This is a genomic window from Nocardia sp. NPDC050435, assembly GCF_040655395.1.
Lineage (GTDB): Bacteria > Actinomycetota > Actinomycetes > Mycobacteriales > Mycobacteriaceae > Nocardia.
This window is the reverse complement of the sequence record NZ_JBFAJW010000011.1, coordinates 131,099-156,445: the sequence shown is the minus strand read 5'-3', so window position 1 is coordinate 156,445 and position 25,347 is coordinate 131,099. Positions and strand designations below refer to the sequence as shown.

20 protein-coding genes are annotated in these 25,347 nt (G+C 70.1%); 7 read left to right on the top strand and 13 right to left on the bottom strand.

Annotated features, from left to right (window positions below; all coding sequences use genetic code 11):
- Positions 1-24: 24 nt before the first annotated feature.
- The 3 genes from hrpB to AB0I43_RS30855 all read right to left on the bottom strand — a co-directional run bounded on the left by hrpB (position 25) and on the right by AB0I43_RS30855 (position 6,405).
- The gene (gene hrpB / locus AB0I43_RS30865) at positions 25-2,454 is read right to left on the bottom strand and encodes an ATP-dependent helicase HrpB (RefSeq protein WP_356981234.1); all 2,430 of its coding nucleotides are present in this window, start codon (positions 2,452-2,454) and stop codon (positions 25-27) included.
- 380 nt (positions 2,455-2,834) lie between these two features.
- A complete protein-coding gene (locus tag AB0I43_RS30860) occupies positions 2,835-4,412 on the bottom strand; it encodes an alpha/beta hydrolase (RefSeq protein ID WP_356981232.1) in 1,578 nt (525 codons plus the stop codon).
- A 91-nt stretch (positions 4,413-4,503) separates the two neighbouring features.
- Positions 4,504-6,405: a CocE/NonD family hydrolase gene (locus AB0I43_RS30855; protein WP_356981230.1), complete on the bottom strand. Its 1,902-nt coding sequence runs from the start codon at positions 6,403-6,405 to the stop codon at positions 4,504-4,506.
- 48 nt (positions 6,406-6,453) lie between these two features.
- Between AB0I43_RS30855 and AB0I43_RS30850 the strand changes: the two genes are divergently transcribed.
- From AB0I43_RS30850 to AB0I43_RS30835, 4 genes are all read left to right on the top strand, one after another.
- Positions 6,454-6,753: a helix-turn-helix domain-containing protein gene (locus tag AB0I43_RS30850; RefSeq protein WP_356981229.1), complete on the top strand. Its 300-nt coding sequence runs from the start codon at positions 6,454-6,456 to the stop codon at positions 6,751-6,753.
- A gap of 692 nt (positions 6,754-7,445) precedes the next feature.
- A complete protein-coding gene (locus AB0I43_RS30845) occupies positions 7,446-8,684 on the top strand; it encodes a cytochrome P450 (RefSeq protein ID WP_356981227.1) in 1,239 nt (412 codons plus the stop codon).
- Positions 8,685-8,815: 131 nt separating this feature from the next.
- Positions 8,816-10,123, top strand: coding sequence for a phosphatase PAP2 family protein (locus tag AB0I43_RS30840; RefSeq protein WP_356981226.1), 1,308 nt, complete (start codon positions 8,816-8,818; stop codon positions 10,121-10,123).
- A gap of 184 nt (positions 10,124-10,307) precedes the next feature.
- Positions 10,308-10,466, top strand: a complete 159-nt coding sequence (locus tag AB0I43_RS30835; RefSeq protein WP_356981225.1) for a hypothetical protein — start codon at positions 10,308-10,310, stop codon at positions 10,464-10,466.
- 4 nt (positions 10,467-10,470) lie between these two features.
- On the opposite strand, the gene AB0I43_RS30830 is transcribed toward AB0I43_RS30835, so the two are convergent.
- Positions 10,471-10,740: a DUF2277 domain-containing protein gene (locus AB0I43_RS30830; RefSeq protein ID WP_356981224.1), complete on the bottom strand. Its 270-nt coding sequence runs from the start codon at positions 10,738-10,740 to the stop codon at positions 10,471-10,473.
- A gap of 381 nt (positions 10,741-11,121) precedes the next feature.
- Between AB0I43_RS30830 and AB0I43_RS30825 the strand changes: the two genes are divergently transcribed.
- The gene (locus AB0I43_RS30825) at positions 11,122-11,754 is read left to right on the top strand and encodes an NlpC/P60 family protein (RefSeq protein WP_356981223.1); all 633 of its coding nucleotides are present in this window, start codon (positions 11,122-11,124) and stop codon (positions 11,752-11,754) included.
- 9 nt (positions 11,755-11,763) lie between these two features.
- Here AB0I43_RS30825 and AB0I43_RS30820 read toward each other — a convergent pair whose 3' ends face one another.
- The 4 genes from AB0I43_RS30820 to AB0I43_RS30805 form a co-directional block, all read right to left on the bottom strand.
- Entirely contained in the window at positions 11,764-12,240 is a 477-nt protein-coding gene (locus AB0I43_RS30820) for a lytic transglycosylase domain-containing protein (RefSeq protein WP_356981222.1), read from the bottom strand.
- A gap of 77 nt (positions 12,241-12,317) precedes the next feature.
- A complete protein-coding gene (locus AB0I43_RS30815; RefSeq protein ID WP_356981221.1) occupies positions 12,318-12,509 on the bottom strand; it encodes a hypothetical protein in 192 nt (63 codons plus the stop codon).
- A 5-nt stretch (positions 12,510-12,514) separates the two neighbouring features.
- On the bottom strand, positions 12,515-12,973 hold the full coding sequence (locus AB0I43_RS30810) for a hypothetical protein (RefSeq protein ID WP_356981220.1): 459 nt from the start codon (positions 12,971-12,973) through the stop codon (positions 12,515-12,517).
- A 68-nt stretch (positions 12,974-13,041) separates the two neighbouring features.
- Positions 13,042-13,437, bottom strand: coding sequence for an Rv3235 family protein (locus tag AB0I43_RS30805; protein ID WP_356981242.1), 396 nt, complete (start codon positions 13,435-13,437; stop codon positions 13,042-13,044).
- A gap of 1,237 nt (positions 13,438-14,674) precedes the next feature.
- Between AB0I43_RS30805 and AB0I43_RS30800 the strand changes: the two genes are divergently transcribed.
- Positions 14,675-16,255 (top strand): ATP-binding protein, encoded by a 1,581-nt coding sequence (locus tag AB0I43_RS30800; protein ID WP_356981219.1) that lies wholly within the window; start codon positions 14,675-14,677, stop codon positions 16,253-16,255.
- Here AB0I43_RS30800 and AB0I43_RS30795 read toward each other — a convergent pair.
- The 5 genes from AB0I43_RS30795 to AB0I43_RS30775 form a co-directional block, all read right to left on the bottom strand.
- The gene (locus tag AB0I43_RS30795; protein WP_356981218.1) at positions 16,236-16,955 is read right to left on the bottom strand and encodes a Mut7-C RNAse domain-containing protein; all 720 of its coding nucleotides are present in this window, start codon (positions 16,953-16,955) and stop codon (positions 16,236-16,238) included. The two genes, AB0I43_RS30800 and AB0I43_RS30795, sit on opposite strands and share 20 nt — an antisense overlap.
- Before the next feature lie 55 nt (positions 16,956-17,010).
- The gene (locus AB0I43_RS30790) at positions 17,011-18,405 is read right to left on the bottom strand and encodes an AIM24 family protein (RefSeq protein ID WP_356981217.1); all 1,395 of its coding nucleotides are present in this window, start codon (positions 18,403-18,405) and stop codon (positions 17,011-17,013) included.
- Between the two features lie 85 nt (positions 18,406-18,490).
- Positions 18,491-19,453, bottom strand: a complete 963-nt coding sequence (locus AB0I43_RS30785; protein ID WP_356981216.1) for a PHB depolymerase family esterase — start codon at positions 19,451-19,453, stop codon at positions 18,491-18,493.
- A gap of 57 nt (positions 19,454-19,510) precedes the next feature.
- The gene (locus tag AB0I43_RS30780) at positions 19,511-22,042 is read right to left on the bottom strand and encodes an MFS transporter (protein WP_356981214.1); all 2,532 of its coding nucleotides are present in this window, start codon (positions 22,040-22,042) and stop codon (positions 19,511-19,513) included.
- Between the two features lie 255 nt (positions 22,043-22,297).
- On the bottom strand, positions 22,298-23,917 hold the full coding sequence (locus AB0I43_RS30775) for a hypothetical protein (RefSeq protein WP_356981213.1): 1,620 nt from the start codon (positions 23,915-23,917) through the stop codon (positions 22,298-22,300).
- A gap of 606 nt (positions 23,918-24,523) precedes the next feature.
- Here AB0I43_RS30775 and AB0I43_RS30770 point away from each other — a divergent pair.
- Positions 24,524-25,246 carry a PaaX family transcriptional regulator C-terminal domain-containing protein gene (locus AB0I43_RS30770; RefSeq protein WP_356981211.1) on the top strand — a complete coding sequence of 241 codons (723 nt, stop codon included), beginning with the start codon at positions 24,524-24,526 and terminating at the stop codon, positions 25,244-25,246.
- The last annotated feature ends 101 nt before the right edge of the window (positions 25,247-25,347 follow it).

Sequence of the window (25,347 nt, the reverse complement as noted above, 5' to 3'; positions counted from 1 at the left end):
GCCAGAACATTGCTAGAACGGGTGTCAGTCCCGGAAAGCGTTACGCGCGGTACCACGATGTGCGGTGACCGTGGCGGGGTCTTCCGGCCAGGCATGCTTGGGATAGCGGCCGCGCAGGTCGGCCCGCACCTGCGGCCAGCCGGTTCGCCAGAACGAGGCCAGATCGGCGGTCACCGCCGCCGGACGCTGCGCCGGGGACAGCAGATGCAGCAGCACGGGCACGCGCCCGCCCGCCAGGCGCGGGGTGTCGGTCCAGCCGAAGATCTCCTGCACCTTGACCGCCAGCACAGGTGGGTCGGCGGCGTAGTCGAGACGCACCCGGCTGCCGGAGGGCACCTCCAGGCGCTCGGGCGCGAGTTCGTCCAGGCGCGCGGCCTCCGGCCACGGCAGCAGCCGGCGCAGCGCCGCGCCGGCGTCGATGCGCTCCAGGTCGGCGCGCCGGCGCGCGGTGGCCAGTTCCGGGCCGAGCCAGGCGTCGAGGTCCGCGCGCAGCGCGGCGTCGTCGACGGCGGGCCAGGGCGCGCCCAGCGTGCGGTGCAGGAAGTCCATCCGCTGCCGCAGCGCGGTGGCGTCGGCATCCCAGCGCAGCAGGTCCAGCTCGAAGCCGCGGCGTACGGCCGCGGCGACCAGCTCCGGAGCGGGATCGCGTAATGGCTGCTCCGACATCGTGATCGCGCCCAGGCGGGTCACCCGGCGGGCGACCACGTCACCGTCGCGCCACTCCACCTCCACGCCGGTGTCGAGCAGGTTCGGCGCGGCCCGGCGCGCCAGTTCCGCATCGGCTATGGCGGCCAGGCGAATTCGGCCTTCGGTGCGGCCCGGATCGCGGGCGGCGCCCGCGATGGCGAGCCATTCCGCCTCGCCCAGACCGGAACCCGGCGGCAGCGTCGCCGCCGTGCCGCCGGCCATCAGATAGCTCGCCGAGCCCGGCGCGCGGCGGCGGGCCAGCCGCTCCGGATAGGCCAGTGCGACAACGTAAGCCGGGTCGTCCGCCGCGCCGGAGCCGCCCTCGGCGAGCCGGGCGATGCGGTCCACCTCGCGTTTCCAGCGGGCCGGCTGCTCGCGCCGCAGCGACCGCAGCCCGGCGACGAGATCGGTTGCGGGAGAGAAGCTGTCGTCGTCGAGCAGGACGACGACCTCGGCCGCGGTGCGTGCGCCCACGACGGGCGCGCCGTCCAGCAACGCCCGAGCCAGCCGCGGGTGCAGACCGAGCGCGGCCATGCGGCGGCCCCGCTCGGTCACGGCGCCGTCGGCGGACTCCGCGCCCAGCGCGCGCAGCACCGCGCGCCCCGCGTTCAGGCCGCCGGTGGGCGGCGGATCCCACCACGCCAGGCTCGACCCGTCGGCGGTGCCCCAGCACGCCAGCTCCAGCGCCAGCCGCGTCAGATCCGCGGTCCGGATCTCGGGCTCGGGGTAGGCGGGCAGCGTGCTGTGCTCGTGTTCGGGCCAGCAGCGCCAGGCGCGCCCCGGGCCCTCGCGCCCGGCCCGCCCGGCCCGCTGCTCGGCGACCGCGGCCGACACCCGCACCGTCGCCAGGCCGGACAACCCCCGGCGGTGATCGATGCGCGGCACCCGCGCCAGCCCGGAGTCCACCACCGCCCGCACCCCGGGCACGGTGAGGCTGGACTCGGCGACCGCCGTCGCCAAGACGACGCGCCGTCGCGCGCCCGGACGCAGCGCGGCGTCCTGATGCGCGGCGGACAGCCGCCCGTGCAGCGGAACGACGTCCACCCCGCCGAGCCCGGACAGGTGCTCGGCGGTGCGGCGGATCTCGGCGGCCCCGGGCAGGAAGGCCAGCACGTCACCCTCGGTCTCGGCGAGCGCGGCGCGGGTGGCCCGCGCCACCTGCGCTTCGACGCGCTCGCGCGGCAGCGGCGGCTGATAGTCGAACCGCACCGGATAGGCCCGCCCGCGCACCTCCAGCACGGGCGCGGGCGCACCGAGCAGCGCCGCCAGCCGATCCGCGGCCACCGTGGCCGAGGTGGCCAGCACCCGCAGGTCCGGGCGCAGGCCCGCCCGCGCGTCGAGCAGCAGCGCCAGCAGCAGATCGGCGTCCAGGTGCCGCTCGTGACATTCGTCGAGCACCACCACGTCCACCCCGGACAGCTCTGGATCCCCCTGCAACCGGCGCACCAGCAGCCCGGAGGTGACCACCTCGATCCTGGTCTTCGGCCCGACCCGCCGATCCCCGCGCACCGCATACCCCACACTCGCGCCGACCTGCTCCCCGAGCAGCGCCGCCATCCGCGCCGCCGCGGCCCGCGCCGCCAGCCGCCGCGGCTCGGCCACCACCACCCGCCCGCTCGTCGAGGCAGCCAGCGCCAGAGGCACCAGCGTGGTCTTCCCGGTCCCGGGCGGCGCGACCAGCACCGCCGCCCCGGCACCGGCCAGAGTCTCGGTGATCCGAGCCAGCTGCGGCTGTACAGGTAGGTCAGGAAGCTCAGGCAGTCTCATCGCCGACAATTGTGCCCGCCGCGCAGTAGCCGCCAACAACCCCAGCCGCGCGCTGCCCCCGATGCCGGGTGCGCCCACCGCGCAGTGGCTGGCATCTCAGCCGAGCGCTGCCACCGATGCCGAGTGCGCCCACCGCGCAGTGGCTGTCATCCCAGCAGCACGCCACTACCGACGCCGAGTGCGCCCACCGCACGCGACCGCCGCCACCACCCCAGCCGCGCGCGTCACCACCGATCCCGAGTGCGCCCGCCGCGAACACCCCAGCCGAGTGCTGCAACCGATGCCGAGTCCGCCCACCGCACAACCGCCGCCAGCACCCCAGCCGCGCGCCACCACCGACGCTGGGGTACCGCCTCGATCCGCCCCGGATCACACCCCGATCAGTCGAACGGCGAGCGGTCGATGCCGCAGCGCGTGCCCTTCGGCGGCAGCACGCCGGTGACCAGGTACTCGCGTTTGATGCGCTCGGCGCAGCCGCTCGGCACGTACATGCTGCTGTGGCCCGCGCCCTCGATCACCACGACTCGGGATCGCGCCAGCTGCTCGGCGCCGGCGTAGGCGCCCGCCAGCGGGGTCGCGGGATCGAATCGGCTGTTGAGTACCAGGATCGGCGCTGCGGTGCGGCGGTCCCAGGGCCCGGTGTAGCGGTCGGCGTCGTGTGCCTGCCAGAACGCGCAGGTGGCGCTGCCGAAGACCGGGATGCGGCCGAAGTACGGCACCCGGAGATCCTCGGAAATGGCGGCGCGGGTGTAGATCTCGGGATCGGTCGGCACGGTGCTGTCGGCGCACTGGATGGCGTGGAACGCCTCGGTGCGATTGCCGGTGTAGGTCGCGGCCTTGGCGACGGGCAGCAGGCCGGGCAGCGTCGTGCCGGCGTCGAAGAGCCGCTGCAACTGCGTGGCCAGCGCAGGATAGGTCGCGGACTGCGAAAGTTCCGCTGCCGCGTTGACGATCGCGCCGTAGGTCCAGGCCTGGCCGTCCAGCCGGATCGGGGCCAGGCGGGCCCGCTCGGCCAGGGCGATCCACTTCAGTTTCGGATCCCCGGCGGCGAAGGCGCAGCGCTCCCCGGCGGCCGAGCACTGCCGCAGGAAAGCCTCGAAAGTCTCCGAGATGCCCTGCGCGACATCTTGTCTGGCGTCGAGCGGCATAACCGTGCCCTGGCCCTCGTGCCCGTTGACATTGCCCTCGAAATCCAGGGAACCGTCGAAAGCCATGGCCCGCACCCGGCCCGGGAACAGGTTCGCGTAAACCGCGCCGACCTGGGTGCCGTAGGAAATGCCGTGGTAGGTCAGCTTCGGATCACCCACCGCGCGGCGCAGCAGTTCCAGATCGCGCGCGGTATTGGCGGTGGACGCGTGCTCGAGAATCGGGCCCGCCTGCGCCCGGCAGCGCTCGGCGAACTGCCGGGACCAGTCGTAGAAGGCGGCCTCTTCGCCCGGGGCCGTGGGCATTTCGGGCACCGAGCCGAGGAAGGCGAGCTGCTCCCCCTCGTTCGCGAAGCAGCGGGCCGCGGAACTGCGGGCCACCGCGCGCGGATCCCAGGAGACCAGGTCGAACCGGGACCGCAGCTCCTCGGAGAACAGCCACGGCCAGCGCGCCCGCTCCCGCAACCGGTCCACGCCCGAGGGTCCGGGTCCGCCGAAATTGACGAACAGCGTGCCGATCCGGCGCGCGGGATCGGCGGCCGGGAGCTTGATCACCGCCAGCTCGACCTGTGCGCCGTTGGGCTCGTGATAGTCCAACGGGACCGGCGCGGAAGCGCATTCGAACCCGTCCCGGCAGTCGGTCCAGCGCAGCTCGGGGGTGTAGGCCGCCGCGGCCAGCGGGTCGAGGTAGGCGTCGGCGGGCTCGTCGGCGGCGGCGAGTCCCGGCGCGCCCAGCACCCCGGCGACCAGCAGCAGCACCGAGGCGGTGCGCCGGACCCAGCGAAACCTGTTGGGTCCCAGACGCGCTTCCAAACCAGAGCCTCCTGCACCGAGCGACGAACCGGGTGATCGTGCCATACCCGTGCGCGCCCGGGCCACAAACGGAGATCTGGGCCACACCCCGCTAGAAGCCCGGCCTGCCGTGCAGCGGCAGCGTCACATAGCTGGGCTCGGCGGGGTCGAGTTGCACGTGCTGCGGGCGCAGGCCACTGGCGAGCACGCTCGCTCCGGTGGGCAAGGCGCGCGGCACGCTGAAGGCGTAGACGTCGAGGCGCAGCCGGTGGCCGGGCTGGATCACGGCGTCGGTGGCCAGCAGCCCGATGTCGAGAACCGTTGGCGCGCCCGGCGTCTGGTCGGCGCGTGCGTTGATGTCGAGCGGGTGATAGGGCTTGATGTAATCGCCTGCGGGCGTGCGGGTGCTGCGCTCGTCGTCGACGGCGCGCAGGCTCGCGACCAGCTGGCCGGTGGACAGGACTGTCGAAGTCCCGTCCGGCGCTACGTCGTTGAGCGAAACCGCCCAGAAGCCGTCCGGTGCGTCGAGCACCGTGTTCAGGTGCAGATTGATCGGACCCGACAGCACCGTCGCCGTGCCGGCGGGTGCGGTGGTGAAGGTCAGCGCCTCGGCTTCGGCGTAGCGGGAATCGAATTCGCACGTGGTGCCGCCCGGCAGCATGGCGATCAGGCCCGCGGTGCCCTCGATGGCCTGGCGCGAGCACAGACCGCGCGGCCCCGGCGCGACGGTCAGCCGGGCGGGTGCCGCGGGCGCGGCCGCGCCGAGGCTGCCGTCGAAGGTCGCATGCGGCGCGCTGGCACTGGAATCTGCCGTGAGATAACGCTTTTCGTAGGCGGCACCGGTGCGGGGAAAGCTGTCGCCCGACGTCCAGACGCCGCCCTGCTGGTACAGCGTCACCGGGCCGTACTCCTCGATGCCGGTGTCGATGCCCTTGAGCCACTTGTCGAACCAGGCGCGCTGGAAGGCCGCCACCGCCGGCGGGCCGCCGGGAACGCCGAAACCCTTGGTGGCGGTCGCGTGGTAGCCGTTGCCCATCACCAGTTGCTTCTGCCCCGGTGGGAGCGGAATCGCGTTGTAGATGTCGGGCTGGCTGTTGGCGAAGATGTCGTGCCAGCCGCCGATGACGAAGGTGGGCACCTGGATTCGGCTCGGATCGGACTGCCGGGCGCGGTACCAATCGCTGTAGCCGGCCAGCTCCACGGTGGCCGGGGGCAGCGCGGCCAGATCGGGGCTGGCGAACACGCTGGCCAGCTCCGGCAGCATGGTCGCCGGGCTGGCCAGCCGGTCGGTCAGCCAGCGCGGGTCCAGCCGCCCCTGCTGCAACGCCTGCAAGCCGGAGGCCCACTTGCCGCCGTTGACGATGCTCAGCCACATCGGCATGAAGCCGAGCCCGATCGCGCCGCCGGTGCCGACGATGTCGCGGAACAGATCCGAGCCGGGGATGATCGGCAGGATCGCCTTCAGCGCGGGCGGGCGCTGCGCGGCGGCCTGCACCGTGTTGATCCCCATGTAGGACGGGCCGCTCATGCCGACCGCGCCGTTCGACCAGGGCTGGCGCGCGGCCCAGTCGATCACCTCGAGGGTGTCGGCCTGCTCCCGCGGCCCGAGCACATCCCAGATGCCCTGGGAGACACCGGTGCCGCGCACGTCGACGACGACCGAGACGTACCCGCTGCGGATCAGCTCCTGAGACAAGCCCACCATGCCGCCGCCCGGCACAGGTTCCGAGGTCTGCTTCATGTACGGGGTCATCGTCAGTAGCACGGGCAGCGGAGTCCCGATCGGCTGCCCGGCTGCGTCCGCGGGACGGAAGATGTTGGCTTTCAGCACGATTCCGTCGCTCATGGTGAGTGCGACTTCGTGCTCAGCGCTGACCGCCGGGTAGGTCGTCTGTTGCCACTGCCCGGCCCAGGCGGGTGTGCTCACCGCGTCGGCCGCCGCTTGTGGCGCGGGCGCGCCGAGCACCGCCATCGAGAGGACCGCGACCAGCGGCCGCCACCGTCGAAGTATCACGTCGAACCACCCGCACATCGAATGCCCTGCGTCACATGGTCCCCGACCGTGACGCGCACAATCCTGTCACAGCGACGCCCCACCGACGACGAGCTCCGCGACGCCGCCCGCGCGATCTTCGCCGAGCACGGCTATCGCGCCGCGCGCATGGACGCCCGGGCCCACGCCGCGAACTCGACCGAGCCGACGCTCTACGCGCACTTCGGATCGAAGAAGGAGCTGTTCCGCCGGGTGTTCCAGCGCGAGGCCGAGACGATGCGGGCGACGCTGCTGCCGGTCTACGACCCCCTGCCCGGCCGCGAGCTGACCGAGATGGTGCACACCGCCTTCGGCGCGGGCCTGCGCTAGGCCGCCGAGAACCCGGACGGCTCCCGCGTCGTCGCCGATGCCGATGCCGATCACCACGGTGCCGCCGGAACCGGAACCGGAACCGGAACCGGGCCACCGGCTCATCGACGACCTCGTCGCCGCCATCGACGCCATCGCCGCCGTCGCGGACGAAACGCTGCGACGGCCGCCACCCCGACCCCCTGCCCGGGGGCGTCCTCGCCGCGCCGATGCGGGGCGCGGCCATCCGGCTGGGCCGGCTCAGCAAGCGTTTCGAACGCACCGACCCGGCGATGCTGTACTGGGGTCACCACCTACACCGTCGGGGGGCCTGGAGGCCACACGCACCGCCTGCGCCACCTCGAACAGTCCTGAACACTGACGTCGCGCTCCCTGCTCGCCGGCGAAAATACCTGCGCTCAGCTGATTTTCGGCAACCGCGCCGCGCCGTCGTGGTTTTGCGGAATCGCGGGAGATGAGTAGGTTCTTCCGTCGGCGGCCGAGCCGGTTCGCCCCGCTGTCCCGATTTCGCAGACCGTGCTCCACTGCTCGACCTTCGTTTCCGCCGCGGACCCGGCTGTTCCTTCCCGTTTTGCCGCGCAGGTGTCCCCTGCTGCCCCGGTCCGCGCGTCCGCCAGCAGCCACTCGCACGTCGAAAGGATCAGGGCACCGTGCACATTGGATTCCGCCCCAGCGCCGACAGGCAGTCGACCATGACCACCGCGTCCCGGATCATCGAACTCGGCGACGACTTCTACCAGGACCCGCACGCGATCTACCGCGAACTCTGCGTGCACGGGCCGATCCACCGGGTGCGCGTCGACGGCGTGGTGGGATGGCTCGTCGTGGACCACGACCTCGCCCGCCAGGCCTTCACCGAGCCGAACATCAGCAAGCGGATCGGGTCGCCCGAGGGGCAGGCGGTGCTGGCCAAGCACGGTGCCGCCGACAAGTTCAACGCCGCGATCACCGACAACATGCTCTTCGCCGACCCGCCGCAGCACACCCGGCTGCGCAAACTCGTGCAGAAAGCCTTCGCCGGGCGCGCGATTCGCGAACTCGGACCGCGCGTCACCGCCATTGCCGACCAGCTGCTCGACGACATGCTCGCCGCGGGCACGGTCGACCTGCTCGACGCCTACGCCTTCCCGCTGCCTGTCGCGGTGATCTGCGAACTGCTCGGCGTGCCCGACGACGACAAGGACGAGTTCCGCGCCTGGACCGCCGGGGTGGTCGACGAGGCCGCCAGCATCGAGGTGCGCACCAGCGCGGGCATCAGCTTCTTCACCTACCTCACCGGACTGATCCCCGCCCGCACCGCCGAACCCGGCGACGACCTGCTCTCCGAACTCATCGTCGCCATGGACGACGGCGATCGGCTGGAACAGCAGGAACTCATCTCCATGCTGCTGCTGTTGCTGGCCGCCGGGCACGAGACCACGGTCAACCTGATCGGCAACGCCGTGCACGAGCTGCTGCGCAATCCGCTGCTGGCGGCCCGGCTGCGGGCCGATCCGGAGCACATTCCGGCCTTCGTCGAGGAGATCCTGCGCGCGCACGGCCCGATCCACCTGGCCACGGCCCGCTACACCACCGCGCCGATCGTGCTGGCGGACCAGCACATCGACGCGGGCGAATTCGTCATGATCTCGATCGGCGCGGCCAATCGCGATCCCAAACGGTTCGCCGTGCCGGACCGCTTCGACACCGACCGCGCCGACAACCGGCACATGGCCTTCGGGCACGGCATCCACTTCTGCGTCGGCGCGGCGCTGGCCCGGCTGGAAGCCACCGTCGCGCTCACCCAGTTGCTGCGGCGCACGTCGGCCCTCACCCTCGACGGCGAGTTCGCCGAGCTGTCCTGGCGCAAGAGCCTGCTGATCCGCGGCCTCAACGCGCTGCCGGTGCGGCTGCGCGCCGCCGCCGGGACCGGATGGCCGCAGACCTTGTGACCGAAACCCGCTGGGCTCAGCCGAGAACGGGCGAGCGGCCCGGCAGGGAATCCGGGCAGCTCGCCACCGCGCTGCGGCCGCCTGTTAACCACGCCGTCTCGCCGCATTCGCATCGTGTTTACGATGGCCGAATGCTCATTCTCGACCCGCACGAACGTTCGACCTCCGCAACCGGGATTGCGCGGCGGGATGGGCATTTTCGACCGGTCACTATCTGGGGCGGCCTCGCGGCCGCTGTGCTGGTGCTCGTCGCGGGCCAGGCGATGGCCGCGCACATCGGCGCACTCGGGCCATTGACGAGCCTGGCCAGGGATTATGCGGGCGTACCCAAGTCGGCGAGCACCTCCTGGGCGGGTTTCCTGCTCGCGCTGGTCGGTGTCACCAACCGGGTGCGGGTGACCGCACTGGCCTCGGCGGTCGCGCTCGATCTGGTCTTCGTCGGGATCCGGGCGGTCGAGGGCGCGAAGTTCACCGTCGGCAACGGACCGACCATCGTGCTGACGGTGCTGGCGATCCTGGCGGCCGTGCGCTGGAGTGGCACCCAGCGCGAGACCGCGCTGCGCACCATCGCGCTCGGCGCGCTGCTCATCCTCGCGACCAAGGTCGGCGAGATCTGGCTCGACATCACCGCGTGGTCGCGGCCGATGGTGCTCGATCCCTATGTGCAGGTGGCGGATCGAGTGCTGGGCAATCCGTCCTGGCTGGCCGGTCAGGTGCTCGAGGCCGCGCCGTGGTTCGAGAGCCTGGTGCGCTGGGTGTATTTCGAGCTGCCGGTCGCGGCCATCGTGGTCGCGGTGTGGCAGTTGCGCGGAGTCACCGCGGGCCGCTGGCCGCGGCACCACCTGGTGCGCACGTTCCTGACGATCGGCCTGATCGGGCCGCTGTTCTACGTGCTGTTCCCCGTCGTCGGGCCGATCCTGGCCTACGGGCCCTGGGGCAACGGGATGGAGCTGAGCAATGTCTGGCCCGATGTCGTGCCGCCGCTGCCGACGGCGCTGTCGTCGATGCCCTTCGACGGCATCACGCCGCGCAACTGCATGCCGTCACTGCACACCGCGTGGGCGCTGTCGCTGTTCATCCACACCCGGCGCGGGCCGGCCTGGCTGCGCTGGGGCGGAGTGTTCTGGCTGGTGTGCACGCTGATCGCGACGCTGGGCCTGGGTGCGCACTACGGCGTGGACCTGGTGGTGGGCGCGGCGCTGTGTCTGACCATCGAATCGGTGCTGCGCGATCCGGAGCGGGGCTGGGATCGGGCCAGGGTGCGGGTGATCGCGCTGGGCGTCGCGACCTTCGCGGGCGTGCTGCTCGCCGTACGCTACCTGCCGCTGACCATGGCCGCGCATCCGCTGCCGTCGGCTCTGATGATCTTGGGCGCGCTCGCGGGTCTGGCGATCACCTTCTACCGCACCTGGTTCCAGGCCCCCGAGAGTACTGCGTAGCGAATTCTCTTTTTGCAGACTTCGAGTTTGCTGGCAACCCCACTTTCCTGCATCGATGGCGAACTTGCCGCAATACCAACGAGTTAGCAATATTCTGACTCGCATGGTGCGCACGGCATTAGCCGGAGCCGACCCGGACGAACCAGATCGTCCCGTGTCGGCGCCCCGGCCGGACCACCTATCGGTGGTCGCAGACACGCCCGAACCCGACGAGTATCACGTGCAGGTGCCCAGTGAGCCGGTGTTGTCGGCCGCGGACATCGCACGGCTCCCAGCGGCCGCGCGGCATCGAATAGCCGCCTACGTCCACACCCAGCTGGCCGACCTCGAAGAGATGGCCTGACGCGTCAGTCGTGCGCGTGGATGCGCGCCTGGACCTCCGGGCGGCGCAAGGGCGGGATCGTCTTCGGCGGCACCCGGCGATCCGGCAGCTGCGCCAATAGCCGAGCCGTTGCCGCGGCAATGTCGGCGACCGCCTCCTCTACCGCCGGCTTAGTTGCTGCGGAAATGCTGGACAGGCCACCGACCTTGCGGACATATTGCAGGGCCGCCGCCTGAATTTCCTCGGGCGTTGCCGCGGGCTCGAGGCCGCGCAGCGCGGTGATGTTTCGGCACATATTCCGAGGCTACGAGCCCGCACCGACAAGTGCGCCCCAGTAGGGCAGAATTTCTGTCCTGGCAACGACCCCGCAGCCTTCGGCGAGCCCTTTCTGTGATCTCGAATTTAGCGGCTCTCACCTGGTCTTATTCATATCTGAAACGACCCCGGTTTGAATGCCGTTACCGAATCGTAGTAATCTTGAAGCAATCTTGCGATCAAGCAAGTCACCCGCCCTGTCCGGCCCTGTCGCCGGTGCAGGACCCATGGCGCCGGGGGTGCAGGCGACCGCGTGCGTGAGCCCGGTCGCAGAGGGCCGAACTCCGGTCCCGCCCGGCAGCCGACGCGTGTTCCAGGCGCACCGGCGGGTGCACGACGAATACGGAGATTGCAGAACCCCATGGGCAAACACCACTTCCGCGGCACCCGACTGCGTGGAACCGCTCGAGCCGCCGTCGTCGCCGGCGCCATCGCCGGATGCGCGGCCCTGCCGGCTGTCCCGGCCCTCGCCCAGACCATCCAGGTCCCGGGCGTCGGCGCCGTCGAGATCCCCGAGGTGCCCCAGCCCGTCCAGGAGCAGCTCACCTCGCCGCAGGCCCAGGGCCTGCTCGCCCAGGTGCCCGAGCCGTGGCAGGGCCAGGCCCGTGAGGTGATCGACCAGGTCACGCCGCCGCCGGCCAGCTCGGTCGGGCTGCGCGCGCTCCAGGCCGCGGAATCCCAGATCGGCACGCCCTACGTCTGGGGCGGCACCCAGCCCGGCGGCTTCGACTGCTCCGGCCTAGTGCAGTGGTCCTACGGGCAGGAAGGCGTCGGCATGCCGCGCACCAGCCAGGAGCAGGAGTACGTCGGCACCCCCGTCGACCTGGCCGACGCCCGGCCCGGCGACGTCGTCGTCTACAACGGCGGCACGCACACGGCCATCTACGCCGGTGACGGACAGGTCGTGCACGCGCCCAGCTCCGGGCAGAACGTCACCTACGCGCCGGTGGACCAGATGCCGATCGACGGCATCCGCCGGCCCGTCGACGCCTGACCGATCCGGTCAGTACCAGTGGTTGGCCTGCCAGAACGCCCACGCGCCCTCGGGACTGCCGTAGCGCTTGTTCATATAGTCGTAGGTCCAGCGGATCTGGGTGACCGGGTTGATCATCCAATCGACGCCGTGGGTGAACATCTTCTCCGGCGGTAGCGCCTGGCCCAGGCCGTAGGCGCCGCTGGCGGGATTGCGCGCCAGATGGTTCCAGCCGCTCTCGCGGGTGATCACCATGTCGAAGGCCGGGAACTGGTAGGCGGGCACGATCGTCAGGGCGATCAGCCGATTCGTGGCGCGCAGCATCGCCATGCTGAGCCCGGCCTGCCGGACGGCGGCCTCGCACTCGGGGGTCGCGCAGTTCGGGATCTCGGCCGCGGCGTACTCGGCGGCCGTGGGGCCGCCCCGGCCGGGCTCGGCGTTCGCGGGCGCGGCGCACAGCAGCAGTGCGCAGAACGCGGCAACCCCCGATGCAGTTCTCCGGACCATAGGGTTTGCTCCTTCCGCGTCGATGCGGAGTCGAGCAAACCATTAGTTACCTTCTTTGGGGCGTGGGACACGCCGGGCTACTCGGTTCCGGCGCGCCACGCCCGTTCCGCGAGCGCCTGCTTGGTCCACATCCACAGCGTCTCGTAGTGCACCCCGACCATCGGGCCGACCGCGCGGGCCGCCGCGTAGGCCGATCCATATGTCTCGACGTACTCGAGCGCGAGGCGGACCGCCTCGTCGCGCACCTGCGGGCTGTAGCGCTTCGGCATCCGCGTCACCGCTCCGGGAGCGGAATCGTGCTGGCGCACACCGTATCCCGTATTTCACGCGGGATCGCGCCTAGCGGGATGTCGTACCAGAGATCCAGTTCCAGCCGGTTGCCCGCGCCGAGTTGCAACTCCCACAACTGCCGCTCGACGCGCATCGCGTCGATGCTCATGTGGTGGGCGCCCCCGGCGGCGTCGACCAGCTCGTAATCCTCCGAGCGGGTGTCGTGCACCCGGTTGCCGGTATTGCTGAGCGCGATCCGCACCCGCACGAACTGCCCCTTCGGCAGCAACTCCGCATGCGTGCCGAACACCTCGGCAACACCCGGCTCCACCTCCAGCGCCCGCACCGCCAACTCGGTGCAATCCTCCGCAGTCCGCGCGAAAGTAGTCGTGACTGGTGGCGGCACCGCCTGCGGCTCCTCGGCCCCACAGGCCACCAGCGGCAACGCCAACAACAAAGACACCCAGCGCACCTCCTCCACAGTAGGCTCGGCCGCGCCCTCCCACACCCGAATCACGTTGCGCTGCATACCTAAACCCCCAACACCCGAAAAACACCGATCCGCCACCCGGCGCCGCGCACATACCGCGCCCGCGCCGCGATCGCCAGCCTGCGCTCCCCCCGCACATACCGCGCACAGATCTCTGCGTTCCCTGCATCCACCATGTACACATCCACCCGCTCCAACGCCGCCACCCCCAACCCCCGGCTCGGCGCCGACCCACACGCCACCATCGTCCGCACTCCCTCCAACACCTGCGGACTAACCATCCCCCGCAACTGCCCCACCGGCCGCCGACGATCCAACACCTCCAACATCACCCGCAACGCCCGATCCGCAAACCGCCGAGCGTCCTGCCGCGCCACCCCAACCACCGGCGCCGCAGCAGCAGCCACCCCTGCGGGAACCACTCCAGCCGCCGCCATCCCAGCAGCTGCCACCCCCGCAGGAACCACTCCGGCCGTCGCCTCAGTAGCCGGCACCCCAGCCGCGGCCCCAGCCACCCCGGCCGCCGCGATCCCAGCGGCGGCCACCTCAGTAGTCGCCGCCTCAGCCACCGCCACCCCAACCGCCGTCACAGCAGCACTCGTCGCTCCAGCGACCGCGACCCCAGCACTGACCGTCCCAGCAGCCACAACCCCAGCACTCACCGCCCCAGCAGCTACTACCTCGGTGTTCGCCATCGCAGCACCCGTCACCCCGGCAGTTGGCACCCCATCTACCGGAGCCTCGGCCACCGGCACTCCGCCCTTACGCAGCCGCGGCGAGATCCCCCGCGACCCCGCCACACACTGCCCCTCCGCCGCCAACTCCCCGACGCCCTCTGTCTCTACCCGGTCCCCGCAGCCTCGCGCCCCCGAACCCTCCCTGCCCCACTGCCGTTCCCCCGCTCCCGCCGCCGATATTTCGGCTGCCCCACCCGGCCGACCGCCAGCCGGCTCTTCCCCCGCCGCGCGAGCCTCACACCGAGATGACGACGCCCCCGCACCTGCCTGCTCCGGCACCACTCCCGACACCGCACCTCCCAGCGGCCCCACACCCACTACCTGCACAGTCACATCTGCACCGCCCCACCCGACTTCACCGCCCCTGGTCTGCGCGGCGCCGCTACCAACCTGCGTGACTCCACCGGCGCTGTCTCGCAAGGCCACACCAACACTGGCCTGCGCGGCTACACCATCGCTGTTCGGCACGGACTCATCAGCACCGCACTGCACAACCTCGCCAGCTCTGTGCAACGCGGCCGAATCAGCACCGCACTGCACGACCACATCGCCGCTGTCCCGCGCGGTCACATCAAGACTGCCTGCCACCCCCGCCGAATCCCCCTGCACGACTCCCGAACCCGCCGAGCCTCCCCCCGCCCGCCCCACCAGCGGATCCACCCACACCTCCCCCACTCCCACCCGCCTGCGCGGCCGACACTCGCAACTCCGCAGCGGCGGCTCGTAATTCGGGGCCGCCCGCAAATATCCACGCCCTTCACCCACGTCAACTCCCATCACCGAGCCGACCCCGCGTCCGAGCATCAATCCTGCGGGCAGTCATGCGATTTCCGCATGATTGCCCTCTACTCGTCCCGCCCCCACGACGCGTTACACCTTTTTCGGCCCCGAAGATCACCCGGGCGTGTCGGCCAGCTATCTGCGTAGGGTGTGCGACGTGAGGTACTTCAACACGGTTGGTCCGTGTGATCCGGACCTGCACTACATGCTCTCGGCCGAGGAGCGCCTGCCCTCCGCACAGGAGTACTTCGAGTTCGGCTTCTACTTCATCGTTCACGCACCGCGGCAGAGCGGGAAGACCACGGCGCTGTTGGGTATGGCACGGGAACTCACGGCCGAGGGGCACTTTCTGGCCCTGTCGGTCTCCTGTGAATCGGTCTCGACCTACGGTGACGACTTCGCCGGCCTCGAGGTGGCGCTCCTGGTGCTGATCGCTGAAACAGCCCGGCGCCAACGCTGGACTCCGGATCTGCTGCCGCCGGAGGACTGGGAGCACAGCGGTGCGCCCGGGATTCGTCTCAGCGCTGGACTGGCCGCATGGGTGGCGAAATGTCCGCGCCCGCTGGTGTTGTTCTTCGACGAGATCGACACGTTGACGGGGCAGGGCTTGATCAGTGTGCTGCGCCAGTTACGTTCGGGCCACACGCAGTACCGCAAGGAGTTCGTGCACTCGGTGGTGCTCTGCGGGATGCGCGATATTCGCGACTACAAGGCGGCCTCGGGCGGTGATCCGAAGCGGCTGGGCGGGCCGAGTCCGTTCAACATCGTGATCGAATCTATCCGCCTGGGCGACTTCACCAAAGCAGAGATGAAGCAGCTGTACGGGCAGCACACCCTCGAGACCGGTCAGCGGTTCGATGATCAAGCCATCGATCTGGCGTTCTGGTACACGCAAGGCCAGCCCTGGCTCGTCAACGCGCTGGCCTGGCAGATCATCGGCAAGATGCGGGTTCGGGAAACCATCACCATCGATCACGTGGAGGAAGCCAAGGAGCGCTTGATCCTGGCGCGGGCGACGCACCTGGATTCGCTGATCGACAAGCTGAACGATCCGCGTATCCAGCGCGTGCTGGAGCCCATCATCACGGGCGGCGTCCGCATTCCCCGCTCCGACTTCGATGACGACACCACCTACGCCAAAGACCTGGGATTGATCGCACCGGGCAAACAGCTGCGCATCGCCAATCCGATCTATCAGGAGGTCATCGTGCGAGTGCTCGGCGCCAGCGCCGAGTCGGCGGTGACCGCCCAGCCCGCCGGTTTCCGATTCCCCGACGGTCGCATCGACTTTCCGCTTCTGCTCCAGGAGTTCTCGACGTTCTGGATCCAGCACGGTGACATCCTCGCCAAACGCGACAACTACCACGAGGCGGCGGCACAGCTGGTCTTGATGGCGTTCCTGCACCGCATCGTGAACGGTCAGGGCTTCGTCGAACGTGAGGTCGGGGTCGGGCGCGGCCGCATCGATCTGCTTATCCGACAACCCTATTCCGACGCCGTCGGCAAACGCCACGAACAACGCGAGGCACTGGAATTGAAGGTCTGGGCCGGCCACCAAGCCGACCCGCTCGCCGACGGTCTCGCCCAGCTGGACAGCTACCTGGATCGGCTCACGCTCGACACCGGAACCCTGATCATCTTCGATCGACGCCCCACTGCCCCACCGATCGCCCAGCGCACCGGCTTCGACAAGGCGCAGACCCCGGCGGGCCGAACCGTCACCCTGCTTCGGGCCTGAGGGGATCGGCCTGGGGGACCTGGGTCAGAGCGTGGGTGACGATGGCGTCGAGACGGGGGTGATGGGCGCCTTTCCAATAGGACTGGCCGCAGGTGGTGCAGTGGGTGCGCGGGGTGGGGTGCGCGGGGGTCGCGGGGGTGGGGCGGAGCAGACCGTTGCAGGAGGTGCAGCGGGTCCAGGGAGCGAGGGGCGGGGCGAAGCGGGTGAGGACGTCGTCGAGTTGGTCGGCGGGGCGGTGGCTGTAGATGTAGGCGCCGGCGAAGAGTTCGCGGCGGCGGAGCAGGCCGCGGTCGCGGGAGAGCAGGATGCGGCGTTCGGTGGCCGAGCGGGTGGCGAGGGCGGCGTCGCCGATGTCGGGATTCTCGTAGGCGGTGTCGAGGCCGAGCAGGCGGAGGCGGCGGGCGAGGGTGCCGAGGTGGATGTCGAGCAGGAATCGTGGGGGCTCGGCGGTGGGCTGCGGGCGCGGGAAGGCGCGGACCTCGATGGATTCGCCCGCGACGGGAACGTGGGCGGGTGTGACCGGGCTCCCGCCGACCAGCAGCGCGCCCACCTCGGTCAGCGGGACGCCCAGCGACTCCACGACGTGGCCGAGCGTCGAGGTGCCGTCCACCCGTGCCGGGGCGGGGCCGTCGCGCAGCGCCGCCGCGACGAAGACGTGTAACTGCGGCGCGAACGCGATGGTGATCCCCGATTCACTCACCTCGCCAGCATGCCAGCGGCAAGACCCTGGCAGCCAGCCTATTTCGCCGACAGCGTCAGCCGAACAAGCCGCCGAGCGCGCCGCCGGACTGCCCGGCCTGCTGCCCGCCGCCGGTGCCGCCGAGCAGCCCGCCGGGCGGCAGCTCCGAAGGCTGCACGATGACGAAACCGCGCCCGGAGAACGACAGCGTCATGCCCTCGCCGGTACTGCGCCCGATCAACCGGCCCAGCCCGAAGGAGTCGTTGCGTTTGATGCCGGTGCTCAGACTGGACGACCAGGCGACCGCCGCCTGCGGATCGGCGTAGGTGGGCTGGTCGACATTGAGCACCACCGGGGTGCCGTGGGTGGTGATGGCGATGCGCCCGCGCCCGGTGAACACGCAGTTGAACAACCCGGCGTTGCTGGCGAAACCGGCTGCCCCGGAGACCATCTTGACGTCGTAGCGCAGGCTGGGATCGAAGGCGAGAACGTTGGAGCCGTTGATGGTGAGCCCGTCGGAGCCGTCGAGGTCGACGGTGTGCACGTCGGCGGCGCCGCTGGCCAGGAACAGATCGCCGCGCCCGGTGACCTTCATCAGCGGCACCCCCTCGCCGGTGATCCGCTGCTGGATGGCGCGGCCGATGCCGCCGGAGCCGAGCGCCTTGAATTGCAGATCACCCTGGTAGGCCACCATCGACCCAGCGCGCGCCATCACCTCCCCGGCGACGGCGACCTTGATCATCTTGCCGCCCTGCTTCTGGATGCCGGGGCCGCTGGCTTCGGCGAAACTCGGGTTGAACAGATCGCTCTGCATCGGCAGTGCTCCTTGCTGGAATTGCGGCGGGGCGGAGTAGGCGGGCGGCGGCTGGTGCGCCGGGGGCTGATAGCCGGGGCCGGGCGGCGGCTGATACGCGGGCGGCGGCGGTTGACCGGCCGCCACCGGGGGCGGCTGATATGCGGCGGGCGGCGGGGCGGCGGGCTCGTCGTCGATATCGACGCCGAAGGCCGTTGCGATGCCGGCCAATCCGTTGTCGTAGCCCTGCCCGACGGCGCGCACCTTCCAGGCTCCGGACCGCCGGTAGATCTCGACGCAGACCACGGCCGTCTCGGTGGTGAGCCCCGTCATCGGGAAAGTGAGTGTGCCGGCGGACGATCCGATGGTGGCCAGCAGCGAACCCGCGCCGGCGAAGGTGCCGGGCCGATCCAGGCTCGCCGTCACCACGACCTTGTCCACGTCGGAGGGGAGGGCGGAGGTCTGGACATCGACCACGTCCGGCCCGCCGCCACCGTGCCGGTAGGTGACGCCCGGGCCCACCGGTTGATTGAAGAAGACGAAATCGGCGTCGGTGCGCACCTTGCCGTTCGCACCGAGCAGCAAGGCCGAGACATCCACCGGATCACTGCAGGTGACCGTGACGGTGAGCCTGTCGCCGGGCGCGGGGCGGTTCTCGCCGCGGGCCAGCGCCGTCATCGGTTCGCTCCGTTGTTCCGGAGCACTCCTTGGAGTTTGCGAAACACAACATCGAGTTTGCCGTGCCGCCGGGCACAGTGCCAGCTCACCTGCTGCGCGTCTCGAAAAACTCCCACATCAGTTCGGTGGCGTCGATGCCGGCGGCCGGGTCGGACAGACCGCCGCGCGCCGCGCCGGGCCAGGCGTGCCCCATGTCCGGCAACCGGTAGACCTGCACTTCGCTGCCGTCGCCGCAGGTCCCGGCGGTCAGCGTGATGCCGCGCGGCAACTCCCGCGGCACCGGCGCGGAGGAGCAGCCCAGCCGCTGTTCCCAGGCGGTGATGCCGGCGGACAATTGGGCGGCGACCCGATCCTTGCCGCCGAGGAAGCTGAGCACCGAGACCGGCGTCGACGGTTTGTAGCTCGCCTCCTTGCTCGCGCGGTCGCCGATGAAACCGCCGCTGACCGGCGCGATCGCGGCGAAGGTGCCCGGCACTTCGACGGCGAGTTTGAACGACATGTCCGCGCCGTTCGAAATACCGGTGGCGTAAACACGTTTTGGATCGGCTTTCCAGTACTCGGTCATCCTTTCGACGACCCGCGTGATGAACCCGACGTCGTCTTCGGACCCGCAGCAGACGAGCGCGTTGAACGCGTCGTTCAGCCCCTGCGGATAGGCGACGAGGAAATTCTCCTTGTCTGCCTTCGCGTTCATCCCAGAAGTCTGGGCGACTTCTGCGGCGGTCCCGGGCCGATAGTGCATGACGACCACCAAAGGCAGTGCGGTGCGGCCGTCGTAGCCCGGCGGCGCGTGCACCACATAATTCCTTGTCTTACCGTCGAATTCGAATTCGACGGTGTGCTCTCCCGGTGCGGGACGGTCCGCGGGCGGCGATTCCTGCCCGGATTCGCCACAGGCGACCGTCAGCACAGCGGTCAGGGCGATCGCGATGGCACCGATACTGCGTAGCCACGACATGCCCCATAATCGCACGCGCGACTTGTACGGAAGAGCGAAATCATTGCGTTGCAATGGCGTCCACGTGCCGAGTGTGCCGCACCGGTTCATCCCGGCCCGCGCCGCCGCACCTCGTTACCGCTCCGACATCCAGCTCGCTCACGGTCGTCATCCGGTCACATCGGCGCGATCCAGCAATTCGTCGTCGATTTCCCGGCCGTACCCCAGCCGCACGTCGTGTTCGACTTCGCCGCCCGACACCGACACCCGGCTGGTCACCGGCGGATAGCCACGGGCCACCACGGTGTATTCGCCTTCGGGCAGATCCGCGACCAGGTACTGCCCGTCCTCGTCGGTGCGCGCCGTCGCGGTGAGATCGCCCGCCACGTCCAGCACCATGATCTGCACGTCCGGTACCGCCCGACCGTCGGCCACCGCCATGCCGGTCAGCACCGCCATCGGGTCCATCGCGATGTCGTGGCGCAGCGATCCGGTGGGCGGCACCGTGAGCGCCGCCGCGTACGGACGCATGTGCTCGGCGATCACCACCAGCGTGTAGCTGCCGGAAACCACGTCGTGGCAGACGAAGTGACCGTCCTCGGCGGTGATCGCCGCGCCGACCACCTCGCCGTGCCGATCGGTGAGGGTGACGGTCGCGCCGTCGAGCGGGTGGCCGCTGACGACCGAGCGCACGATGCCCGAGACTTCGCTCGACCCCATCAGGGTCAGATCCAACTGCTGCGGCCACGGTCCGGCGACCACGCTGATCGCGGTGGGCTGATGACCGGTGGCCGAGACGATCAGAACGTAGGTGCCCGGCTCCGGGGCGTAGATGGCGTAGTCGCCGTAGCGATCTCCGGTGGCGCGGGTGACCTGCTGTCCGCGCTTGTCGATCAGCGTGAGGGCCGCGTCCGGCACGGGTCTGCCGTCCTCGTGGTGGATCCGGCCGGTCAGCGAGGGACTCTCGGACCCGAGTCCGGCCGCCATCGCGTCGTCCTCCTCCTCCTCGTCCTCGTCCGAGTCCTCCGGTCCGTCCAGGCGCAGCGGCGCGGTGACCTCGAGGGCCGGTTCGGGCTCGTCCAGCAGCGCCTGCGCCGCGCCGTCCCAGTCGTGGTCTTTCGCCCAGCCGGGATCCGCTGCCGCGCCTTCGGCGACCAGCAGTTCGATCGGATCATCCTGGAGCGGCAGCTCTTTCATGAACAGCAGCACCAATCCGGCGAACAGCGCCACCCCCGCGGCGGTGTAGAAGACGCCGTTCATGGCGTCGGTGAATCCGACCAGGATCGGCCCGCGCAGGTCCGCGGACAGCGCGGCGATGCCGGTGGTGTCGCTGATGATGCCGCCCAGGCGCGCGGCGTCGAACCCGGCGGGCAGCTGACCGCCGAAGGCGTCGAGGATCTTGTGCGGCAGCAGATTGAACAGAATCGTGAGGAAGATGGCGACGCCGAGGGTGCCGCCCATCTGCCGGAAGAAGGTCGCCGTCGCGGTGGACACACCCATGTCCCGGCGCGGACCGGCGTTCTGCGCGGCGATGATCAAGGTCTGCATGCAGAAGCCGAGGCCCGCGCCGATCACCCCGCCGCAGACCAGCGGCTGCCACAGCGGGCTGTCGAAATGCACCTGCGCGTGCAGGACCGCGCCCGCCGCGATGAGGAAGCACCCGCCCACGGGCAGCACCTTGTATCTGCCGGTGCGCTGGGTGACCATGCCCGAGATCTGGCCGCCGATCATGATGCCGATCACCAGCGGCAGCATCAGCAGACCCGACTTCGTCGGCGCATATCCGCGCACCACCTGGAAATACAGCGGAACCAGCACGATCGCGCCGAACATGGCGATGCCGACGATGAAGCCGCCGAGAATGGAGACGCTGAAGGTGGAATTCTCGAACAGCCGCATCGGGATCAGCGCGGCGTCCTTCATCAGCAATTCGACGATGATGAACAGCAGGATGCCCGAGGCGGCGACGCCGTAGCAGATCAGCGCGCGCTGGGACTCCCAGCCCCACTGCCGGCCCTGCTCGGCGACGATCAGCAGCGGGACCACGCCGACGGTCAGCATCACCGCGCCGAACCAGTCGATGCGCTGCTTGGTGCGCTGGTGCGGGACGTTGAGGAACTTCATGACCACCAGGAAGGCGAGCACGCCGAAGGGCACGTTCACCAGGAAGACCCAGCGCCAGCCGTCCAGCCCGGCCAGCATGTCGTAGCCGGAGAAGAAGCCGCCGAGCACCGGGCCGAGCACCGTCGCGGAACCGAACACCGCCATGAAATAGCCCTGGTAGCGCACCCTTTCGCGGGCCGGCACGATATCGCTGAGGATGGTGAACGCCAGCGACATCAGCCCGCCCGCGCCCAGGCCCTGGAAGGCCCGGTAGGCCGCCAGCTCGTACATGGAGGTGGCGAAGGTGCAGGCGACGGAGCCCACGACGAACAACCCGATTGCGATGAGATAGCACGGTTTTCGGCCATAGATGTCGGCCAGCTTGCCGTAGAGCGGGGTGCTGACCGTAGCGGTGATCAGGTATGCCGTTGTGGCCCAAGCCTGTTCGTCGAATCCGTGCAGATCGTTGGCGATCGGGACGATGGCCACGCTGACGATGTTCTGGTCCAGCGCGGCCAGGAAGATGCCCAATAACAAACCGGACAGGATGCTCAGGATCTGCCGATGCGACAGTGAGGTGGTTGTCGGGTTCGTCATGCGGGCCTCAGCTCTGATCGACCATCCGGGAAATAGGTCTATCCACCCGCGGGCTCCGGCGGGAGCGACTGCACGGGGAAAAACGAAGTCCTGCGGTGTATCTCGAACAAGCGCGGGCCCGCCACGATCGGCAGGCCATGCGCCGCAAGCGAGTTGCGAGCAACTATAGAGACCGCGCGCCGTCAGCGCGCTGACACCCCTCCCCCGCGACCGGAGACGGACGCGGGGTCAGGGGCGTCGAGGTGCCGGAAATACTCAGCGCGTAGCTGTCCGCTGCTTGCTCGTGCGGGCCTTGCGGCGCTCGGCCTGGAGCTCGGCGAGCTCCTGCTCGAGGATGTCGGCAACCCGGAACTGACCGGTGTCGTAGAGCGGATCCGGCTCCGGGGTGCTCGGCTTCTCGGCGACGGCAGCCTTGGCGGGCGCCTTGCGCTCGGCCGCCGGGGCGGCCTCGACGGGCGCGGGCGCCTCGGCTTTGCGCGCGGGCTTCGCCGGCGCGGCGGCTTTCACCGGTGCGGCGGGCTTGGCGGCGGGCTTCGCGTTCACCCGGGCGGCCGGACGGGGCTCGGCCTCGGCCTGCGCGACGCGCTTCTCGGCGGCGACCGGACGGCCGTTGGTCTTGGTCGGCGCGGGCAGGTCACCGTTCAGCGCCGCCGCGATCCGCGCGGGATCGATGGCCGTACGCCGCTTCTCGGTGGCGGCCTGCTCGACCGGCTCGGCCTTGCGCACCGCGTCCCCGTTCGCCGCGGGATTCCCGGCCGGAACCACATTTCCGGCCGCGGCGGCACTCGCCGCCGGGGCGACCTTGGCCGCCGGGGCAGGCTTCGGCGCCGGAGCGATCTGCTGCACCGGGACCTCGTCGGTCACCTGAACTCCGTTGCGCGCCTGCGCCTCGACCGGGCCGGGCACGCCGTTGCGCTTGCGCGGAGCGGGCGGCCCCGCGATCTCCTCGACCTCGACCACCTCCGGCTCGACGTCCTCGACCGGCACCACGACGACCTGGGGTTCGGCGGCCACGGGCGCGACTTCCTCGTCCAGGGCCGCCTGGGCCGCCATGCTGCGCGCGTAGTTCGCGATCGAGGGCAGTTGCCGGCGGATGCGCTCGGCCGGGTCCGGCATGTCCTTGACCTGCTCGGTGGCCCGGGCGATGGCGAGACCGTAGCGTGCGCTGGCCGCGTCGTGGATGAGTAGCGCGACACCGATCATCACCGGCGCGATGGCGTGCACGGCGACCTCGTACCATTCACCGCCGCGCAGGTAGGGATAGGTGTTGAGGCAGACGGTCAGGCCGAGCAGTGCCAGCTCGGCGAGGGCGACCTGCCCGCGATTGTCGACGACCCCCCACTCGGACACCTTGTTGGTGCCGATCATGATGATGATCAGACAGACGCTGATCATGCCTTCGAGCAGATAGCTGAACCAGAACAGCGGATCCGACGGGCCGCCCGGCGCGATGTTGTGCTGAACGTTCACCGCGGACCACAGCATGCCCGCGCCCACCACGCCGGCCAGCGCGCGCAGCGACCAGGACCGATGCCGATACAGCGAAGCCAGCCGGGCATGCGGGCTGGATTCGCGGCGTTGTGCGGCGATTGCCTTGCGGGCGACCAGAAGATCTCGCATGTCGGCCTTCTCGATTGCTTCGGTGGTCTGCCGCGCTCGATCGGCCGCCGCGGACAGGGCCTGCACTTCCTTCCAGCGCTGGCCCCGTTCCTGCTCCCGAATCCGCTCGGCGAGTTCGCGTTCGGCGTGTAGCTCGTCCTCGGACAGCGCCTCGGTGAGCGCGGGATCGAATTGCCAGGCCAGCCGGCCCCGGGCCTTCTCGACCCGCCTTGCCAGCTGTGTCACCTCGTCCTCGATGGGATGCTCGATGGTCATCTGGGCCCCCCACTACGGACGCTCGGGGGGAGACTTGTAGTCGCGGTTGGGTTCGGCACCCAAGCATTCATAGTCGATGGCCGCCGCCTGCGAAACCGTTGATTAGCCAATGGCACGCCAAACTCGGCGTGGCGCGCGGCGACACACGGTGCGTGCGAATATTCGTAACGACTATCACGGCAGCGCATTGCGGACACTTTCCATAAATCGGAAGTGAAATGGAGTCTGATCGAAAGCCCCTGGGCAGCAAGGAAAATGACGCGTCCAGATTGCCATACCCGCAGCGCGGCAAGATCACCGGGATAGCCGATGCGGCGCCCCGCTCCCGCGCCACCGTCAGCAACGCGTCCGCACATCACATCCCCTAACGATCCGACTCCCCGGCCGCCGCCGGCGCCGGGCCTCGATCACGGCCGCGACGACTGCCGATCATGCGCCATTCCGGCGGGCTACGGAGGCATTTCCGGCAATTCGCCCCGGCGTTGCCGGACACCGCTGGTAACCGCGGCTCTGTACAATTTCCGGCTGGCCGATTCCCGGCCCTTCCCGGACGAGGTGGACGACAGTGGCTGACCTTTTCGAGTGCCCCGCGAGCAGTCGCTAGCGATGCGCCTGCGCAAGCTGACCGCGCGGTCGGCGATCCTGAGCGCGCTGCTCGGCGCACATCCCGCCGAAGCGCCGGTGAGCTGGATCGTGACCGTCGCCGAGGAGCTCGGATTACAGCAGTCGGCGGTGCGGGTGGCGCTCACCCGGATGGTGGCGGCCGGAGATCTGGAGCGCACCAACAGCGTCTACCGCCTGTCGCGACGCCTGATCGAACGCCAGCGCCGCCAGGACGCCGCCCTGCGCCCGGTGCAGCAGGAGTGGGACGGGCAGTGGTTCATGGCCGTGGTGACCGCCGTCGGCGCCGACGCCAGCGCCCGCATCGCCTTCCGTGACACCATGCGCGCGAGCAAGCTCGCCGAGTTGCGCGAGGGAGTGTGGACCCGCCCGGCCAACCTCGAAATCACCCTCGGCCGGGACGCCGACCGGCGCATCGCGCGCTTCACCGCCGCACCGCAGGGCAACCCGGTCAAACTCGCGGAATCACTGTTCGCGCCGAAGCTCTGGGCCCGCGACGCCGAGCGCCTGCTGCGCGCGTTCGACACCGCCCCCACGATGGCGGACCGCTTCCAAGTAGCCGCCGCCGCAGTCCGGCACATCCTGGACGACCCCCTGCTCCCCCCGCCGCTACTACCCACCGACTGGCCCGGCCCCCGCCTACGCACTGAATACGAAACCTTCAGAGCTGAATTCATAGCTTTCGCAGAGCTGAACTTCAGTGCTTAAGGAGCAGAGCGCGGGCGCGACTGGATACCGCCCTGCGGCAGCCAGCACACGCCCTGGCCTTTGAGAGCCACGCCAGCCCGCCGTTCGGGCGTGCGCACATC

Bases quoted from the DNA above. Each gene is read 5' to 3' on its own strand.
- hrpB (WP_356981234.1), bottom strand. From the start codon at position 2,454: ATGAGACTGCCTGAGCTTCCTGACCTACCTGTACAGCCGCAGCTGGCT.
- AB0I43_RS30845 (WP_356981227.1), top strand. From the start codon at position 7,446: ATGACCACCGCGTCCCGGATCATCGAACTCGGCGACGACTTCTACCAG.
- AB0I43_RS30840 (WP_356981226.1), top strand. From the start codon at position 8,816: ATGCTCATTCTCGACCCGCACGAACGTTCGACCTCCGCAACCGGGATT.
- AB0I43_RS30830 (WP_356981224.1), bottom strand. From the start codon at position 10,740: ATGTGCCGAAACATCACCGCGCTGCGCGGCCTCGAGCCCGCGGCAACG.
- AB0I43_RS30825 (WP_356981223.1), top strand. From the start codon at position 11,122: ATGGGCAAACACCACTTCCGCGGCACCCGACTGCGTGGAACCGCTCGA.
- AB0I43_RS30820 (WP_356981222.1), bottom strand. From the start codon at position 12,240: ATGGTCCGGAGAACTGCATCGGGGGTTGCCGCGTTCTGCGCACTGCTG.
- AB0I43_RS30815 (WP_356981221.1), bottom strand. From the start codon at position 12,509: ATGCCGAAGCGCTACAGCCCGCAGGTGCGCGACGAGGCGGTCCGCCTC.
- AB0I43_RS30805 (WP_356981242.1), bottom strand. From the start codon at position 13,437: ATGGCGGCGGCTGGAGTGGTTCCCGCAGGGGTGGCTGCTGCTGCGGCG.
- AB0I43_RS30790 (WP_356981217.1), bottom strand. From the start codon at position 18,405: ATGACGGCGCTGGCCCGCGGCGAGAACCGCCCCGCGCCCGGCGACAGG.
- AB0I43_RS30785 (WP_356981216.1), bottom strand. From the start codon at position 19,453: ATGAACCGGTGCGGCACACTCGGCACGTGGACGCCATTGCAACGCAAT.
- AB0I43_RS30780 (WP_356981214.1), bottom strand. From the start codon at position 22,042: ATGACGAACCCGACAACCACCTCACTGTCGCATCGGCAGATCCTGAGC.
- AB0I43_RS30775 (WP_356981213.1), bottom strand. From the start codon at position 23,917: ATGACCATCGAGCATCCCATCGAGGACGAGGTGACACAGCTGGCAAGG.
- AB0I43_RS30770 (WP_356981211.1), top strand. From the start codon at position 24,524: ATGCGCCTGCGCAAGCTGACCGCGCGGTCGGCGATCCTGAGCGCGCTG.